This is a genomic window from Paenibacillus medicaginis, from assembly GCF_042138635.1.
Lineage (GTDB): Bacteria > Bacillota > Bacilli > Paenibacillales > Paenibacillaceae > Paenibacillus > Paenibacillus medicaginis.
Genome location: NZ_JBHIRY010000013.1, coordinates 24134 through 39291 on the forward strand (window position 1 = coordinate 24134; position 15158 = coordinate 39291).

The 15158-nt window shown below is 49.1% G+C and carries 15 protein-coding genes and 1 pseudogene; 2 read left to right on the plus strand and 14 right to left on the minus strand.

The window, feature by feature from the left end:
- Positions 1-45: 45 nt before the first annotated feature.
- From ACE5LO_RS14320 to ACE5LO_RS14380, 13 genes are all read right to left on the minus strand, one after another.
- Positions 46-2724 (minus strand): DUF5704 domain-containing protein, encoded by a 2679-nt coding sequence (locus ACE5LO_RS14320; protein ID WP_375520710.1) that lies wholly within the window; start codon positions 2722-2724, stop codon positions 46-48.
- An 81-nt stretch (positions 2725-2805) separates the two neighbouring features.
- Complete coding sequence (locus tag ACE5LO_RS14325; RefSeq protein ID WP_375520711.1) at positions 2806-3342, minus strand: hypothetical protein; 537 nt, start codon at positions 3340-3342, stop codon at positions 2806-2808.
- A gap of 4 nt (positions 3343-3346) precedes the next feature.
- Positions 3347-4279: a stalk domain-containing protein gene (locus tag ACE5LO_RS14330; RefSeq protein ID WP_375520712.1), complete on the minus strand. Its 933-nt coding sequence runs from the start codon at positions 4277-4279 to the stop codon at positions 3347-3349.
- Positions 4280-4320: 41 nt separating this feature from the next.
- Entirely contained in the window at positions 4321-4593 is a 273-nt protein-coding gene (locus ACE5LO_RS14335; RefSeq protein WP_375520713.1) for a hypothetical protein, read from the minus strand.
- A gap of 254 nt (positions 4594-4847) precedes the next feature.
- Positions 4848-5570 (minus strand): GntR family transcriptional regulator, encoded by a 723-nt coding sequence (locus tag ACE5LO_RS14340; protein WP_375520714.1) that lies wholly within the window; start codon positions 5568-5570, stop codon positions 4848-4850.
- A 9-nt stretch (positions 5571-5579) separates the two neighbouring features.
- Positions 5580-6596 carry a sugar kinase gene (locus ACE5LO_RS14345; RefSeq protein WP_375520715.1) on the minus strand — a complete coding sequence of 339 codons (1017 nt, stop codon included), beginning with the start codon at positions 6594-6596 and terminating at the stop codon, positions 5580-5582.
- Entirely contained in the window at positions 6589-7344 is a 756-nt protein-coding gene (dagF, locus tag ACE5LO_RS14350; protein WP_375520716.1) for a 2-dehydro-3-deoxy-phosphogluconate aldolase, read from the minus strand. The genes ACE5LO_RS14345 and dagF overlap by 8 nt, the downstream gene beginning before the upstream one ends.
- Position 7345: 1 nt before the next feature.
- Positions 7346-8449: a DgaE family pyridoxal phosphate-dependent ammonia lyase gene (locus tag ACE5LO_RS14355; protein ID WP_375520717.1), complete on the minus strand. Its 1104-nt coding sequence runs from the start codon at positions 8447-8449 to the stop codon at positions 7346-7348.
- Positions 8427-9527, minus strand: coding sequence for an amidohydrolase/deacetylase family metallohydrolase (locus ACE5LO_RS14360; RefSeq protein WP_375520718.1), 1101 nt, complete (start codon positions 9525-9527; stop codon positions 8427-8429). Before ACE5LO_RS14360 ends, ACE5LO_RS14355 begins: the two co-directional genes overlap by 23 nt.
- A gap of 526 nt (positions 9528-10053) precedes the next feature.
- Positions 10054-10470 carry a VOC family protein gene (locus tag ACE5LO_RS14365; RefSeq protein ID WP_375520719.1) on the minus strand — a complete coding sequence of 139 codons (417 nt, stop codon included), beginning with the start codon at positions 10468-10470 and terminating at the stop codon, positions 10054-10056.
- 461 nt (positions 10471-10931) lie between these two features.
- Positions 10932-12035, minus strand: a complete 1104-nt coding sequence (tnpB, locus tag ACE5LO_RS14370) for an IS200/IS605 family element RNA-guided endonuclease TnpB (RefSeq protein WP_375520720.1) — start codon at positions 12033-12035, stop codon at positions 10932-10934.
- A 4-nt stretch (positions 12036-12039) separates the two neighbouring features.
- A complete protein-coding gene (gene tnpA / locus ACE5LO_RS14375) occupies positions 12040-12441 on the minus strand; it encodes an IS200/IS605 family transposase (protein ID WP_355317922.1) in 402 nt (133 codons plus the stop codon).
- A 218-nt stretch (positions 12442-12659) separates the two neighbouring features.
- Positions 12660-13505, minus strand: a complete 846-nt coding sequence (locus ACE5LO_RS14380; RefSeq protein WP_375520721.1) for an aldo/keto reductase — start codon at positions 13503-13505, stop codon at positions 12660-12662.
- Positions 13506-13686: 181 nt separating this feature from the next.
- Here ACE5LO_RS14380 and ACE5LO_RS14385 point away from each other — a divergent pair, with 181 nt between their 5' ends.
- Together ACE5LO_RS14385 and ACE5LO_RS14390 are read left to right on the plus strand one after the other, a co-directional pair.
- Positions 13687-14136, plus strand: coding sequence for a MerR family transcriptional regulator (locus tag ACE5LO_RS14385; protein WP_375520722.1), 450 nt, complete (start codon positions 13687-13689; stop codon positions 14134-14136).
- Positions 14137-14220: 84 nt separating this feature from the next.
- Entirely contained in the window at positions 14221-14544 is a 324-nt protein-coding gene (locus ACE5LO_RS14390) for a hypothetical protein (protein WP_375520723.1), read from the plus strand.
- Here the strand turns inward: ACE5LO_RS14390 and ACE5LO_RS14395 are convergent.
- Positions 14534-15133: pseudogene (locus ACE5LO_RS14395) on the minus strand (LysR substrate-binding domain-containing protein); the annotation flags it as partial. The gene ACE5LO_RS14390 and the pseudogene ACE5LO_RS14395 sit on opposite strands and share 11 nt — an antisense overlap.
- Positions 15134-15158: the final 25 nt, after the last annotated feature.

The window sequence follows — 15158 nt, forward strand, 5'->3', positions numbered from 1 at the left end:
CAATCCGGCCTTCTACATCCAAACCCGGGATTGTTGGCCCACCGCTTAATGGGTAACCGAAGACCTGAAGTCATCGTAGCTGGACAAGTCTGCATGGTAATAGACAACGTCCCCGTCCGGAGCTGCAAATTCATGACCATATTTATCCTTGGCTACATTGCTGTACCCTTCCAGCTGCCATTGGTTATCCAGTGGCGTGTTATCCCCCGGCAGTCTGTAATACCGCAGATGTGGAGTAGCCGATCCGTCCTGGTAGGTTTCAATGTTGAAGTTGACCACGATGTACCCGTCCTTCAGGAAAATGGGTGAGTTGTCCGTCAGCCTGTTGGTTCTGCCATACTCCGCAATATTGAATCCGGCCGGAACGACATAGGGAGCGGCTGGCAAGCTATACTCAGCATACCACTTTTGAATGGATGCCACTGCACGGCCCGGATCTACCGTTTTCGGAATATCGGATGTTGGCCCAATTAAAGTCCGCACCCGCTGCGTGAGATCCAGCAGGCTGTATGAGCCAATGGTATTCTTCTTGCCTGCTTGTTTCATGAAATCGGTAAAGCCATACGTCGCAACGTATTTCGCAGTATTGCTCAGCTCGGTCGAAACAATGTTACGCATCGGGCTGTTTAGAACCATACTGCGGGTCACTGTGTCCTGGCTTGAACCGATTTTCACGAACTTTTGACCTGTGGTCTGATTGTGGTAATACAGATCGACTTTCTGGCGATTCGTTCCATCTTTATTCACGAAGTAGAATGTCGGCACGACCTTCACGTGGTTTTTCGGGCCGAAATGATTGCCTTTCGTCTTAAAGTCAAATTTAAAGGAGTAGCCGGTCTTAACGGTTACATTCTTATACCCGCTGTTCGGGTGGCTTCCTGGCCGGATCGGCAGGAGATACGGGAACGTATTTCCACGGGGCGCACCGTCAATGGAGTTCGGCCCGACCCAATAAGCTGCATCAGTTGGCTCTGAGCTGCCTTTTTTCGTCCGGAACACCGTCTCCCAATCATAATCTGTAATGTCCGTCACCTTGAAATCATAAAGGCGCCCGATCACTTCCACGGGTACCGTATTGATGGCCACATGGTTGGCCAAATCAAGATTGGCCATGGACTGCCATGTAAAATGATCCGGCGCGTTCTCAGCGATGGAACGGAAATGTACGGTATATTTTCCTTCATCGACCCATACCGGCATTCTAAAGATCGTCTCAAGCTGTGTTACCGGAATATCGATCCAAGTATTGGCCGGAATGTACTTCCCCTTATCCTCGTTAAATACATCAAATTCGAAAAGAACCTGCTTGTATGCGGTGTACTTCGCATAATCCCGGTTGCCATAACCCCTGATTTCGCGATGCGGGCCACTGGTCGGAATGGTGACAGTGAACGGTCTGTCCAAAACCAGCGCGGCTGTGCCGACTGCCGGGAAGACCTTCTGGTTATGCTCCTTGTCATTACTCACCCCTGGATACATCACCACCGGGGTATGCACCGTGACGCTATTTAAATCTTCAATTGGCTGCCGCATATTTTCCGGATCGCTCAGGCTGCCGTCCAAAGGCGAATACTCAATCGTGCCGATGCTTTTATTGTCTGCTTTGTTGGTTTTGGTTACCGGAATGACATTACCTGGACGGTACAAGGCGTTTTCGTCAATGCTCAGCGGTTTCTTGATCTCTCCTGGCTCCTTGGTCTTGGTTTTGATCATGGAGCCGTCCATCACCGTTTCCCCGTTGAATACCAGCTTGTCGTTACGCACATCCAGCTCCGGTGCCTTTTCTTCAGCATAGCTCTGCAGGTTTTCATCCGGAACATCCGGCTCGCTGCTGCCACCGTCAATCGTCTGGCTTGGCGCGGAAGCCGATACCGATGACGGCTCCGGGAGATTCATCACTTCTGTTTCCACGTCCATCGTCGGTACTTTGTAGGAGCTGCCTGGCTCAATGACGATACCGTTGCCCTGAAAGGCGTAATTATTGAGCTTGGCATTTACAATTCTATACACCTGCAGGTCAGGAATCGTCCAGTATGAATAGTATCGGACGATTTCATAGGATGGGGTCACGGTGACGCTGCGCGACTTGTTAACTGTACGTGTCTTCGTTTCGCCCTTGCTGTTTTCATACTCTTCCTTTTCCGTCCATTTCAGCCTGTATGTCTTGCTCACGGGAACAGTAAAAGTACACGTGCCGGTGAACTTTTCGAATTTGTTGTTGTATAGGTATTCCTTCGCCCAGACGTTACCGTATAAGCTCTCTGAGGTTGGGATGCCCTTGGCCACTTCAAACTTTTCAGATCCCCGTACGTCCGCCTTGATCTTCCCGACTGCGCTGCTGTTCATTAAGCTGCCGGTTTTGACTCCTGCAGACTGCGGAGGGGTACATACCACCGAAGGCTGCTCCGGTTCCGGCTCCGGAGGTGGCGGACACTGCGTCCCCGTTTCGGTGCCGGTTCCTTGGCCTGGCCCCAGGCAGGCTGCCTTGTAATACAGGTAGGCGGTGTAACTCTCGAAAGAACCGTCATACGTGAAGCTTGGAGCGTTTCCCTGCTGAATGGTGCCGCCTGGAGCTGTCCCTGTCGTGCTTTTCTTATACCCGACGTATGTAAAGGCCGGATTGGTTGGTGGCGTGAAGTCGTAGGCTTGGCCCACCACCATGGACTCTTGCCGTGGCGGGAAAATGCTGGCCAGAGATTTTCCATCCTCCGTGAAATATTTCACGGTGATGCTGGTATCCAGTTCGATTTTGAACAGGATCGGAACGTATATCCTATACGCTACCGTACTTTCAGCACAGGTAGGTCACTGTTCCTGTTTTACATTCTTAGGTCTTGGAGCATCTAAAAGCATATTGACCGTGATCGGAATGGTCGTGGTATCCGTGCCAATCCCTTGTTTTTGAAAGGACCTAATATCCGAATCACTTGTCCCGCTACTAATAGCCTTTTGGTATTCTTCATACGTATCTGAACGAGATTCTTCAAAATACTCTACCGGATCTCCAGGATAGTTATAAATCCGTGCCTCTACGTTTTTAATTGTCCGGTTCGGGAATTGAAATTTATAGGTGAATTTGGCATCGCCGCGCATCCCCTTGTTCGGCTGCCGCCCTCCGTCCGTCCAAACCAGCTCCCCACCCTGTCCGTCTGTACTCCCCCACATTTCGTAATACATCATCCCGACAAGGTATCTATAATTCTTGTCCTTATAGTATTTCAGCGGGGTGATCTCCGTCGCCGCCTGCACTACATCGTTTTGGAAAAGGGGCAACTGCAGAAAGAACAGCATCCCCACCATTGTCGCCGTAACGATGCGTTTCAGCTTGCTTCTCATTCCCATGAGCTTAGTTTCCTTTCCATGGGTTAATCATGAGAGGAATGTAATCTGCAGATGCTCCATCGAATCCAATGTACTCAATATCTTGTATAGTCAGATACTTTTGATCCACAATTCCATGCAGGTCTTTATCCGCCCTTGACCATATTGTATAAAAGCTGTACCTCGTACCGTCACCATTGTTTACGGTCATAGAATCCATTGCGTACCGGTAACGGATGTCCTTTTTCTTGGTCAGGTAGAACAAATTCCCTGCACTCGAAGTGGTCTTTGACCTGACTTTAAGGTACACATTCGTTGTTTTCGGGTCTGTATACAGTTCAATACTGTAAATATCCCGAACGAACGTAGCTGGTAGGTCACTTCGCTTAAAAACAATGGCCTTTTCATAAGGCTTCTTTTCTAGATTTTCAAGTAAATCCGGGGCGTCCGTAAACCATTTCCGGTACGTATCAAGGCTCGCCGGCTTCAATCCGGATTCCTCGAGCGTCGGCACATCCTTCGCCCCAATCCAGACCCAACGGCTGAGCTTGTCCCATTCTACCGGCTGGCCAAGTCCCTCGCTGACCAGGCGCAGCGGCACAAACGTCCGGTTCTGCTGCAGAACAATCTGCGTGTCATACGTCTTGGTTTGGCCATCGATGATAGCCGTTTTTTGGCCTACGGTCATGTTCACTGTATGCTCGTTATTTTGGATGGACACGGACAGCTTACTGCCTGATTTGGTCCAGCCTACTTTCGCGCCCAGAGCTTCACTGACAAAGCGGATCGGGACCATAACCCGGTCGCTGCCATCCTGAAACGGCTTCGCATCCGGAAATGATATCTTTCTGGCGTTCCACAGCACTTCAATGTCTTGTTTGCTGCTTACGGCCTGGGTTGGTGCGGCGATCCCGAACAACAGAATGGCTGCCGTAACAGACAATAGAAATTTTCTCATTGCTTACTTCCCCTTTTCTCAATCGTTAATAGGTTAAACTATCATTTCTTAGGAGAAATCACACCTAAAGAATGACATTTCTTCAAAGTATATCGGTTTCCTTTATGTGATTTGTGATTTACATGCTTTTTCTTCTCTATGTGCATGTCCACCATTATCTGCAGCAGTTCTGTCCGGTCTCGTTCAATCAGTTCCATGAGCGATTGGTCTGAGCGTTCCTCCTGGATCTCACTCAGTGTATCCAGCACCTTCGTGATCTCGGTTTCAAGTTGCGCAATCTCCCGCATCGTGTGCTCCAACAACGTTTTCATCATGTGAAATTCCCCCCTTTCAGTGAGGCAGATCGTACTCCAAGTGACTATGGATTTGAAATCAGCTATGCTTAACGCCTTAATGTCACTCCTACTCTGCTCAGAAACAAAAAAAGCACCGTTCATCAGCCACGGGTATAGGCTGGTAAACGGTGCTTCCGTCACATCACATATTTTTACAGTTAGAATATCACAGCACAGCAAAACAGACAAGCTGTTTCTGCAAAATCATTTGGGTGTTTATTGCGGTACGGCTCTTAGACTGGTGCATCATAGCTCACAAGATAAGGCTGAAGTTCCGTATTGTAATGCCCGATGCTGTACTCCACGATATGACCATCTACACTGTAAGAGTATCGGATACGCTTAAGTGTAGGGGACCCTTCCGGTATGTAGAGCAGACGAGCAGTTGCGGCGCTTGCCGTACCAACGGTAAACGCATCGCGAAACCGGTCCAGGCTGATATCATTTTCTTCAATCAGGTCATACAGTGATTGCATGTTGGCATCCTCATCACCTGTCACGGCAACGGCCGCAGGAGCGAGGTAATGCACATAATGAATATACGGATGGCTATCGAGCAGATACAGCCTCTCCATGCGCAGGCAGCGCTCCCCGAACAGCTGAAAAGACTTGGATTGCACATCATTGGTTACCATTTCCGAACCGAGCAGCTTCTTCTCAATCCGGTGGCCTTCATCGACAAGAATTTCCGTAAACCTTTTCCCTTTGGACAATCGGGACAGGGAACGATTGCGAAGCACGGTCGTGCCTACACCGCTTCGTTTTTCCAGATAACCCTCCTGGCATAATTCCTGCACCGCATTGCGGACCGTCACTTTGCTGACGCCAAACTCTTTTTCCAACTGCGGCTCGGACGGAATGATCGTCCCCAAGGGATAAATGCCGTGCAATATCCGGTCCTTCACAATTTTCTTAATTTGCAAATATAACGGCCCATTTTTGCGCGTAATGGACAATCCGCGTCACTACCTTTCCACGTCAGGCATCATTTGGGTCATGGCCTTCATCACTTCGGCCTCGGATGCATTCGGCGTATCTCCGGACACGGTATGTGCCAGCGCCGCGGCGGCTGCAGCAAAATCAACGGTGTGCTTCGCGGAAAAATTCTGAATTTCTCCATGAATGATGCCGCTCGCATATGCATCTCCCGCCCCTATACGATCATACACCATAAAGGTGAGCGTGTCCGAAAATTCAAATTGTCCGTTCTTATAGATGTACCCCTGCAGAGAGTGACTGTTATCACGGTTGATGGACCGATGCGTCCCGGCGGCCACTGAAATGCCGAACTTACTTGCAACCTGCGGAATCAAGTCCAGCAGCTGCTCCTTCCGCTCAGTAGCATGCGTTTCCATACCGAGAATATGCAGCGCATCTTTTTCATTCATCATGACCACATCGGCCAGACCGAGCATCTCCTCATAATGAGGCTTGGCCAGCGCATATCCGTCATCTCCCCACAAGGAAGGGCGGTAATTGCAGTCGAAGATGACTTTTCCGCCCGCCTGCTTCACTGCTGCGGCCAGTTTTTTCATATGCTCCCGCACCGTGTCGTTCATCGCCAGCGTAATTCCGCAGAAATGCATGATGTCCACGTTCCCTGCAATGTCTGCCGGATCGTAGCTGTCCGCCGGAGCCTGGTTAAAGCTGCTGCCCAGCCTGTCCGTATACGTCACCCGGCTCGGGCGCATGCCGAAGCCGTTCTCCAGAAAATACATGCCGACAAATCTTCCGCCCCGCTGGATCAGCGTGGTGGACACTCCCAGCTTGCGCAAATACGCCATCGCCGCTTCGCCCAGCGGATTGTCAGGCAGCGTCGTGACCAGATAACCGGTATGACCAAAGCGTGCCAGGGCGGACACAATATTGACTCCCGTTCCCGAAAAGGTATACCGGAGCATATCTGCCTGTGCCAGCGTGTCATACCCGGGCACCTGCAGCCGCATCATCACTTCCCCGAATGCGGCTACACGCTTATTCATATTGATCCACCAGCTTTTTCATCGTTTCGTACAGGAACTGTACGTCCTTGACATTCGTGCTGCCGGTGTCCTTATCAATGATGGAAGAATACACATGCGGGATCACCTTCGGAACACCCGCTTCAAGTGCAATACGCAGGATCTCTTCGAAATTATCCAGATCAATGCCGCCAGTAGGCTCAAGGGCAAAACCTTCCTCACCACATGCCTGCGCAACCGCCCGGAACTCATCCTCCAGCTTCAGCCCCTGCATCGGGAAATATTTCAGCGCATTGCCGCCCATATCGCGCACGAGCGCAATCGCCGCTTTCACAGGCACGATGGCATGCTCGGACAAAGCCGCACTGACAGGGCCTGTGGAAATGTTCACATAGCCGGGACGGCCGCATGGAGATACGAGGCTGTTAATCCAGCTGTCACGGCTGCCCAGATTGGCGCGAGTCGCTCCAACGGCTGTGAACACCTGGTTGATGTGTGTACCGCCATAGCTTTTCGCGATTTCCGCCACGACGGCCGCCTGCCGGTTGTCCCCAGCTCCAAGTCCGATGGACACGGCGTCTTCGATCGCTACTCCATATTCCTTCATGGCAGCGACAGCCGTCTCCGCATCCGGATAGTTTTTGGACAATACGCCGACAATGACATGACCTTCAGCGGCTTCGTATACTTCACGGGCGTTCTCAATGCTGCCTGCCAGCACGTTAAGCGCCGCACGGTTTTTGTAAAGACGTTTTTCCATCAAAGACATATTAGTTTCCTCCTACAATTTCCTGAATTCTGGACACAATCACCTGGATGTCATCCCCTTGAAAAGAACGCGCATCCAGATCGAAATATCCCTGTCGTACTCCATAGTCGCGTGTATAGATAGCAATGTTCCCTTCGCGCAATTGGTCATTCACCTGTCTGGCATCAATGCCAGCCTCGGCCGCGTTAATCTGGATACGTCCGCGGAAGATTGCTCTGCCCGCCTCGTCCTGCACAATGCTTACCCGGACGCCCGGCAGATCATTCAATGCCATGAGCGCCTGCAGTGATTCCTTCTCCTGCTCGCTTTTATCCTCTTTGCGGGTATACTCGTCGAGCGCCTGCAGCAAGCCAAATGTCGATTCCTTGCCAACCTTCATGCTGCGCCCGATGCCGTGCAGCTGCACCTTGAGCCACTCGATATATTGACGCTTGCCGGCGACAATGCCGGAGGTCGGTCCTTCAATGGCTTTGGAGCCGCTGTAAATGGCCAGGTCGGACACCTTGACATATTTGTAAATATCCTCTTCCGCCGCCGCATCCACGATGAGCGGTACACCCCGCCGCTGCGCAACTTCCCAGGCTTCTTCCACGGAGATCATGTTCTTTTGCACACTGTGATGGGATTTTACATACAAAATAGCGGCCGTCTGATAGTTAATGGCGTCTTCAATATGCTCCTTCCGGCCTTCATTGGCATATCCCACTTCAACGAGTTTACCTCCGCCCAGATAGACCATAGTCTCTACAGGCGCGCCAAATTGTACGTTATGGCCCTTCAGGATAATGATTTCATTCTTGGAAACCGGGTCCTGATGAAGCCGTTCGCTCAGGCGTTTGTTGCCCTGGGTCACGATGGCTGCGACCGACAGCGCAATGCCGCTGGAAGCCGAGTTGACGACAACCGCCGCCTCCGAGCCCAAAATTTGCGCAATATGGTCGCCGGCTTTATTTACAAGATCAGCAATTTCCACGTACTGCTGGCCTCCGGTTTTCACCGCCTCCATCACCGTATCTGTAGGTGCCGATACCCCCAGAATGCTCATGCGGCCGCTTGCGTTAATGACCCGTTTCAATCCGTATTTAGCAAGTAAAGAATGATCCATGAATAACAGCTCCTTTAGCTTCAATATATTGGTCCGCAGTCCGTTCCTCGCCTTCGGAATCGACAAGCACAATTGGCTCCTGCTTGACCGCAAACAGCGTCAGATTGGCATCGTCCCCGACCTGAATGCGGCCAAGCTCCGGCTTGCCAAGCCAGTCAGCCGCTTTGACGGTGACGGCATGAATAATCTCTTCCAGGCTGTAGCCCAGAACTAAAAACTTGGACAGCACGTTCGCCATGCTGTAGACCGGTCCGTTCAGACGGTTGCCCCGGTAAATATCGGTGCTGATCGTGTCAGGCTGAATGCCGTTTTGCTTGGCATGCTGGGCCACCCGGAACGAGAAGCTCGCCGAGCCATGGCCGACATCCAGATGCACTCCCCGCTTGACCGCATCCACCAGCACGGACAGAGGCTTACCGGCTTCATCGAACAGATTGTTCGGCTTGCCGTTCAGGTAGTGGGTGACCACGTCCCCTTTGGCGAGCAGCGGAATCACCTCTTCGATGTGCGGCGGAGCCGAGCCGATATGCACCATCAGCGGCTTACCGGTTTCCTCCGACAGCTCACGCGCCAGCTGCAGCGGCCGGATGCCGCTGTCCTTCACCACACTGCGGCTGATGCGCGCCTTCAGACCGACAATGAAATCCGGGAACAGAGCGACGGCCTCCTTGACCTTTTCCTTGTCGATCCACCCCAGTTGGGACAGCTCATCTACCCGCTGCAATCCGATGTGCGAGATGTTCAGAAATGCAAAACAGCGGGTGTTCGCAGCCACCGCGCTTGCTTGCAGCTCCCCGATCCGGTCAGCACCGCAGCTGCCTGCATCGACGATGGTCGTCACCCCCTGCTTGACGCCAATCTCGTCAATTTCATCTCCATACGGGTCAAAATCCGGAAAAGCATGCACGTGCATATCAATCCAGCCGCTGGATACGTACAGCCCGGTGCCGTCAATTCCGTCATTTCCCGGCAGCGTGCCTCCCTGGGCAATCTCTGCAATTTTCCCGTTCTCGACAGCAATATCGGCGGATTGTCCATTGGCGAATTTCACATTGCGAATGACTAAACGTTCAGACATGTACTCCTTCCTTCCCGAACGGCGTCCCATCCTTCATAAGGCGATAGCTTGTTTGGCTCCCTCTTCTACCGGAGCAGCCGCTCTTTATAGTTCAACAATACCACAGAATGAGCAATAAAAGAATATAACGTTATAATGTTTTAGTGAATTTTTTTTATATGGATGTTGGGAGGCAGATCAACACCACATCCGGACGCTTTGCACCATTATCCCGTTTGATCAGGTAAGCGAGAACCGAGAAACAGACAAGAGCGGGATAAGGGGATATTCGGTGGATAAGCAGACAGGTACGAGATCATTAGACGGGTGTAGGACAAGAAGCAGGGTTAAAGAAAAAAAAAGCGAATTTAGGAGAAAACTGTAATTTTGCTGCAACCCCTTACTCCTGAACAAAAGGGATAATCGTGCAGGGATACCCAACCACAAACCCTATAGACAGCCACCTCAGGTTTCATTTATTAAAACAAAAAGACCATAGCTCATTGCTGTGGTCTCTTGTTTCTTTATATCATTCGCCCTACTCACTTCAACTGTCCGTCAGCGACCTGCCGCTGAACCGTTTGATCGCTTCCTCGGTCACCGGCGTGATGAGATTAATCAAGTTGCCGTCGGGATCGCGAAACAGCACAGCACGGTTCCCCCACGGCATCGTGGTTGGTTCCTTTACCCACTCTTTGACAAACGGCTTCATGCGCTCATATTCGGCGTCGACATCGTGGACACGGAACTCAATGATGACAGTGTGATTGTCGGCCGCCACAGCGGAACCAGCGCCGAACAGTGGCACCGTCTGGGAGTGACCGATCGCCAGCGTGCACGATGGCACAACGAATTCGGCAAAGACGGGCGCGGGGCGTGCCGCTGAAACCCCCATGACTTTCTCATAAAACTCGACGAGACGATCCACGTCGTCGGTAATGATGCGTACAGAAGCAAAATTCATGAGATACCATCCTTCCTATAATAAATGATTCAATACGGTATTCTATCATTTTGAGTCAAAATACTTCGCATTTATCTTCTATTCCTTTACGGTTACTTACTCCGAGTATAAAATAACGCTACTGACAACGGTATGTCAGTAGTATTCTAACATTTTTTTGGGTTTCCTCCCGAATTCGCTTTCGAAATGGGTCAGTATTACGATATGTCTTGATTCTTATCTTTCCAGAAGTGCTCATATTTTGGTGACACGCAAGTTCCAGCCCTGATCCCTCATGATCTGATACTTTATATCTCCGCACAAAAAATAGGCCGCTGTTCACAGCGGCCTTCGTCTATACGCCAATCCTTGAAGCCTCTCATGACTAAAGCCACGAGATTCCTGGGTAATCCATTCTACTGAACAGAATTAGCATGTGATATGCCGCCAGGCTATCCCCGCAGTCCCTGCGGTTCTTGCAACTATTCAGTCAGAAATCTTTTGCCTTCGGCAAGGATGTTTTTGCTTGCATTGACATCCCGGTCATGGTGGCTGTGGCATGCTGGACATTCCCACTCCCGCAGACGTAGGTCTTTGACCTCTTTATTTTGATAGCCGCAACACGAACAGATTTGAGACGAGGCGAAGGTTTTAGCTACAGCCACAAACCTGCGTCCGTACCATTTAGCCTTATACTCAAGCATCTTTCTAAATCGATGCCAGGATACTTCGCCAATGGCTTTGGCTAACTTGTGATTCTTCATCAGATTAGATACCTGCAAATCTTCCACCGCAATCAGGTCGTGGTTTTTGACGATATGCGTTGAAATCTTTTGCTGGTAGTCTGTTCGGGTGTTGGTAATGCGTTCATGGATACGAGCCACCTTCACCCGTTGTTTGTTCCAGTTAGAGGAGCCTCTTACCCGTCTGGAAAGAATACGTTGTTCCCGAATAAGCTTGTGCTCCATTTTCCGCAAAAATTTCGGATTCTCGAACACTTCACCGCTGGAGAGAACTGCGAAATCTTTAATCCCCACGTCAATCCCGACTTCCCGGTTTGTTTGGCGTAGGGGCTCGATGTCGGTTTCCACCAACAGTGAAACAAAGTATTTGCCCGAAGGATTGCGCCGGATCGTCGCATTGATGATACGGCCTTCCACTTCCCTGGACTTCGCAAATTTCACAAGTCCCAATTTGGGTAGCTTTACCTTATTGCCTATGATCGAAATATTCTCATTGGTGTAGTTGGTTTGATAGGACTGCACCGGATTCTTTTTACTTTTAAACCTTGGCGCATCATTTTGTTTACTGAAAAATTTTGCAAAGGAATCGGCCAGATGTTGCAAAGCATTCTGCAAAGAAAATTTATCCGGTTCTTTAAGCCATACGAGTTCTTGCTTCAATTTCGTCAATTGAGCAGAGCATTGGGTATACGACAGTCCTTTGCCTGTACTATGATAGGTTTCATTCCATAATCCCAGAAAATGATTAAAGACAAACCGGGAACAGCCCAGCGTCTTGTTGATGAGAACGATCTGATCCTGGTTAGGGTAGATACGAAGCCTGTAGGCTTTATGGACAAGCATATTCTCACTTCACCTTCTGATCTTGAATATACTTTCGGATTTGTTCTTCGGTATGCTCACTGACGGTAGCCACAAAATAAGAGGGATTCCACAAGTGACCACCCCACAGTTTTTTCTTGAGCTGTGGAAACTCTTTAAACAGAAGTCTTGCGGAAATCCCTTTTAACACTTTGACCATGTTGGGTATGGAATGTTGTGGCGTGCATTCGACCAGCACATGGATGTGGTCCTGATCTGTTTCCATTTCAGAGATGGTAAAGTTGTAGTCGGACGCGACTTGCAGGAGAATTTCCTTGAGTCTGGCGTCCACTTCATCCGTGAGGACTCGGTGTCGGTATTTCACGCACCATACGATATGGTATTCGAGGGCGTAAACGTACCCTCTGCCACGTCTAGTTTCTGCCATAGTTTATCACCATTATCATTTTACCATACGTCATAGTATAACACACCATAAATATTGATAAATTGCAGATTTTATTTAAAATTATGTATACCATATGTCGGTTCATTGACATGTTAAGCGACATGCCTGAACCGAAGTTTTCTTACTCATGACTAAAGTCGCGAGTTTGCGAAAACTCTTTATCAAGGAAAATGAAATATAAACGGTGAGGTACGGTTTTATTTGCCAAGATTAATGATATACTCTACGGTTTGTGGATCATAGTGGGAGAAGAACAAATTTTCGCCTGTATCCAGAGCAGCAATTTTTTCCATCTCCTCCACTGTCAGTTTAAAATCAAATACATTGAAGTTTTCTTCCATTCTATTTTTATTGACCGTTTTTGGAATGACTACTATGTCTCTCTGAATCAAGAAACGCAAAGCAACCTGGGCTGTAGATTTGTTATATTTATCGCCAATTTCTTGTAAGGTGGAGTTCGTAAATAAATTGTTCTTTCCTTCTGCAAAAGGGCCCCAGGATTCGATCTGTGTATTGTATTTTTTCATAATTTCATGTGCTTTTACCTGCTGATTGAAGATATGGGTTTCCACCTGATTCACAGCCGGTACCACTTCGCTGAACTCCACCAGATCTACATATCTATCCGGATAGAAGTTGCTTAACCCAATTGCTTTGATTTTACCTTCTTTATAAAGCTCTTCCATCGCACGGTATGTTCCATAATAATCATTAAATGGTTGATGGATCAGCACTAGGTCCAGATAATCAAGCTGAAGTTTGTCCATGGATTCCTGAATAGATGCTTTTGCTTTTTCATAACCTGCATTGGAAATCCAAACTTTAGTGGTGATAAAAAATTCTTCTCTGGGCACTCCACTTTTCTTGATCGCACGACCTACCGCTTCTTCATTTTGGTAGACCTGTGCAGTATCAATGGAACGATAACCCACACGGATAGCATCAAGCACGCATCTTTCGCATTCTTCCTGATCGTGAATCTGGTAAACACCAAAGCCTAAAATCGGCATCTTTACTCCATTATTCAAGGTTACAAATTCCATTTCAATTCCTCCTTAAATTCTTAGTCTTTGTTAGCACTACAATCACCATACCTCATTCGTGTTACACGAAGGCAAGTGTTTTATAGAAATTGATTCATTATTTTCTTTGCACTCGCTTAACACTTTCGAGTAACATGAAGGCAAGAGGAAATATAGTCGTAAATTTATTTGGAGGGATTTTATGTACACGGTAAAAGAGGTGGCTCAAATGCTTGACTTAAGTGAGCATGCAGTTCGTTTTTACACGGATAAGGGATTAATACCAAGCCTATTGCGAGATCAAAATAACAATCGCCTATTCAATGAGGAATCCGTCAATTGGCTTATCGGTGTCAAGATATTAAAACAATGCGGAATGTCTATTGAAGATATTAAAACTTATGCAGATCTTTGTTTAAAAGGGGATTCTACAATTCAGGAACGCTACGAGATCATTTTGAGACAAAAAGAACGTGCCCTTCTTCAATTGCAGGAAGCCAAAAATACAGTTGATTATTTGGAAGCGAAAACCAATTATTACCTCAACATTATTGAGGGTGTCATTGCTGATAGCTCCAACCCCGCAAAATGGCCTCTAAAATATGAAGTACATGAGGTTTGGGACTCTGTCAAGAATGCTGGCACCAAATAACGTTGCTCACGTGATGCTCCGAGAACGAGGCATTTCTCCAATTGCGGGTCGGCGGGTCTCTCCTTCCAAGCCGGGAGCGAAATCATGGACAGCCCCTTGAAGCAGCGATATGACCAATTGAGCCCCTATTTGAATGAACGGCAAAAACGACTGTTTGTCGCCACCGAAGCGCTGGTATATGGCTGCGGGGGTATTGCGTGGATCGAGAGGGAACTGGGCATCTCGCATAAAGTGATACAGGCCGGCACCCGGGATTTGCAGGACCCGGAACCCCTCGATTCTGCACGCATCCGGAAACCGGATACCGATCCGCCGCTGCGTTGGACGTTCAAAGGCACACGAAAGCTTGCCGAGGCCCTGCGGGACATGGGACATGCTACCAGCAGCTGCTCACCTTTCACTCTCTGAATGGATGCACCCGGATCATTTGAATAAAATTCCGCGCTGCGGCAGGCAATTCCTCATTTTTACGGGTACACACCGCAATCGTATTCTTCATTTGCACCCCTTCTACCTCAACCCGGCACAGCTCCCCGCGTTCCACATCATCGCGCACGACCAGCGACGACACAAAGTTCGCCCCGTACCCGGCAATCACCGCCGTTATAGCCTCATGCAGTCCGTTAAATTGCAGGGAAATCGTTGGGGCAGGCGCATTGTAGGTACGGCAGAGGGAAAATAACCGCTCCCGCGTCGAACTGCCTTCCTCCCGCATGACAAACGGCTCCTTCATCATCTCAGTCAAAGATACCTTCTGATTGGCATAACGGTGATTGGGCGCCACCACGAACCACAGCTCATCCTGAAAAAGCTCCTCTGTCTGCACGGTATCCGGATATTCCTCCGGCCTTCCCCCATAAACTGCGATGTCTGCCTCCAAATTCAAAAGCTTCTCAAGAGCGCCGCTGGAATTTGTCGTGGTAATATTCATTTCAACCTGCTCATACTGCTTTTTGAAGTGGGCAAGCCATGCGGGCATGAGAAAATGAGCAGGCAAAATGGAACCGTAAGGAAAAATCAAA

Coding starts and splice junctions, on each gene's coding strand:
- ACE5LO_RS14325 (WP_375520711.1), bottom strand. CDS start 3,342: ATGGGAATGAGAAGCAAGCTGAAACGCATCGTTACGGCGACAATGGTG.
- ACE5LO_RS14330 (WP_375520712.1), bottom strand. CDS start 4,279: ATGAGAAAATTTCTATTGTCTGTTACGGCAGCCATTCTGTTGTTCGGG.
- ACE5LO_RS14335 (WP_375520713.1), bottom strand. CDS start 4,593: ATGATGAAAACGTTGTTGGAGCACACGATGCGGGAGATTGCGCAACTT.
- ACE5LO_RS14345 (WP_375520715.1), bottom strand. CDS start 6,596: ATGAATAAGCGTGTAGCCGCATTCGGGGAAGTGATGATGCGGCTGCAG.
- dagF (WP_375520716.1), bottom strand. CDS start 7,344: ATGTCTTTGATGGAAAAACGTCTTTACAAAAACCGTGCGGCGCTTAAC.
- ACE5LO_RS14355 (WP_375520717.1), bottom strand. CDS start 8,449: ATGGATCATTCTTTACTTGCTAAATACGGATTGAAACGGGTCATTAAC.
- ACE5LO_RS14360 (WP_375520718.1), bottom strand. CDS start 9,527: ATGTCTGAACGTTTAGTCATTCGCAATGTGAAATTCGCCAATGGACAA.
- ACE5LO_RS14365 (WP_375520719.1), bottom strand. CDS start 10,470: ATGAATTTTGCTTCTGTACGCATCATTACCGACGACGTGGATCGTCTC.
- tnpB (WP_375520720.1), bottom strand. CDS start 12,035: ATGCTTGTCCATAAAGCCTACAGGCTTCGTATCTACCCTAACCAGGAT.
- tnpA (WP_355317922.1), bottom strand. CDS start 12,441: ATGGCAGAAACTAGACGTGGCAGAGGGTACGTTTACGCCCTCGAATAC.
- ACE5LO_RS14380 (WP_375520721.1), bottom strand. CDS start 13,505: ATGGAATTTGTAACCTTGAATAATGGAGTAAAGATGCCGATTTTAGGC.
- ACE5LO_RS14385 (WP_375520722.1), top strand. CDS start 13,687: ATGTACACGGTAAAAGAGGTGGCTCAAATGCTTGACTTAAGTGAGCAT.
- ACE5LO_RS14390 (WP_375520723.1), top strand. CDS start 14,221: ATGGACAGCCCCTTGAAGCAGCGATATGACCAATTGAGCCCCTATTTG.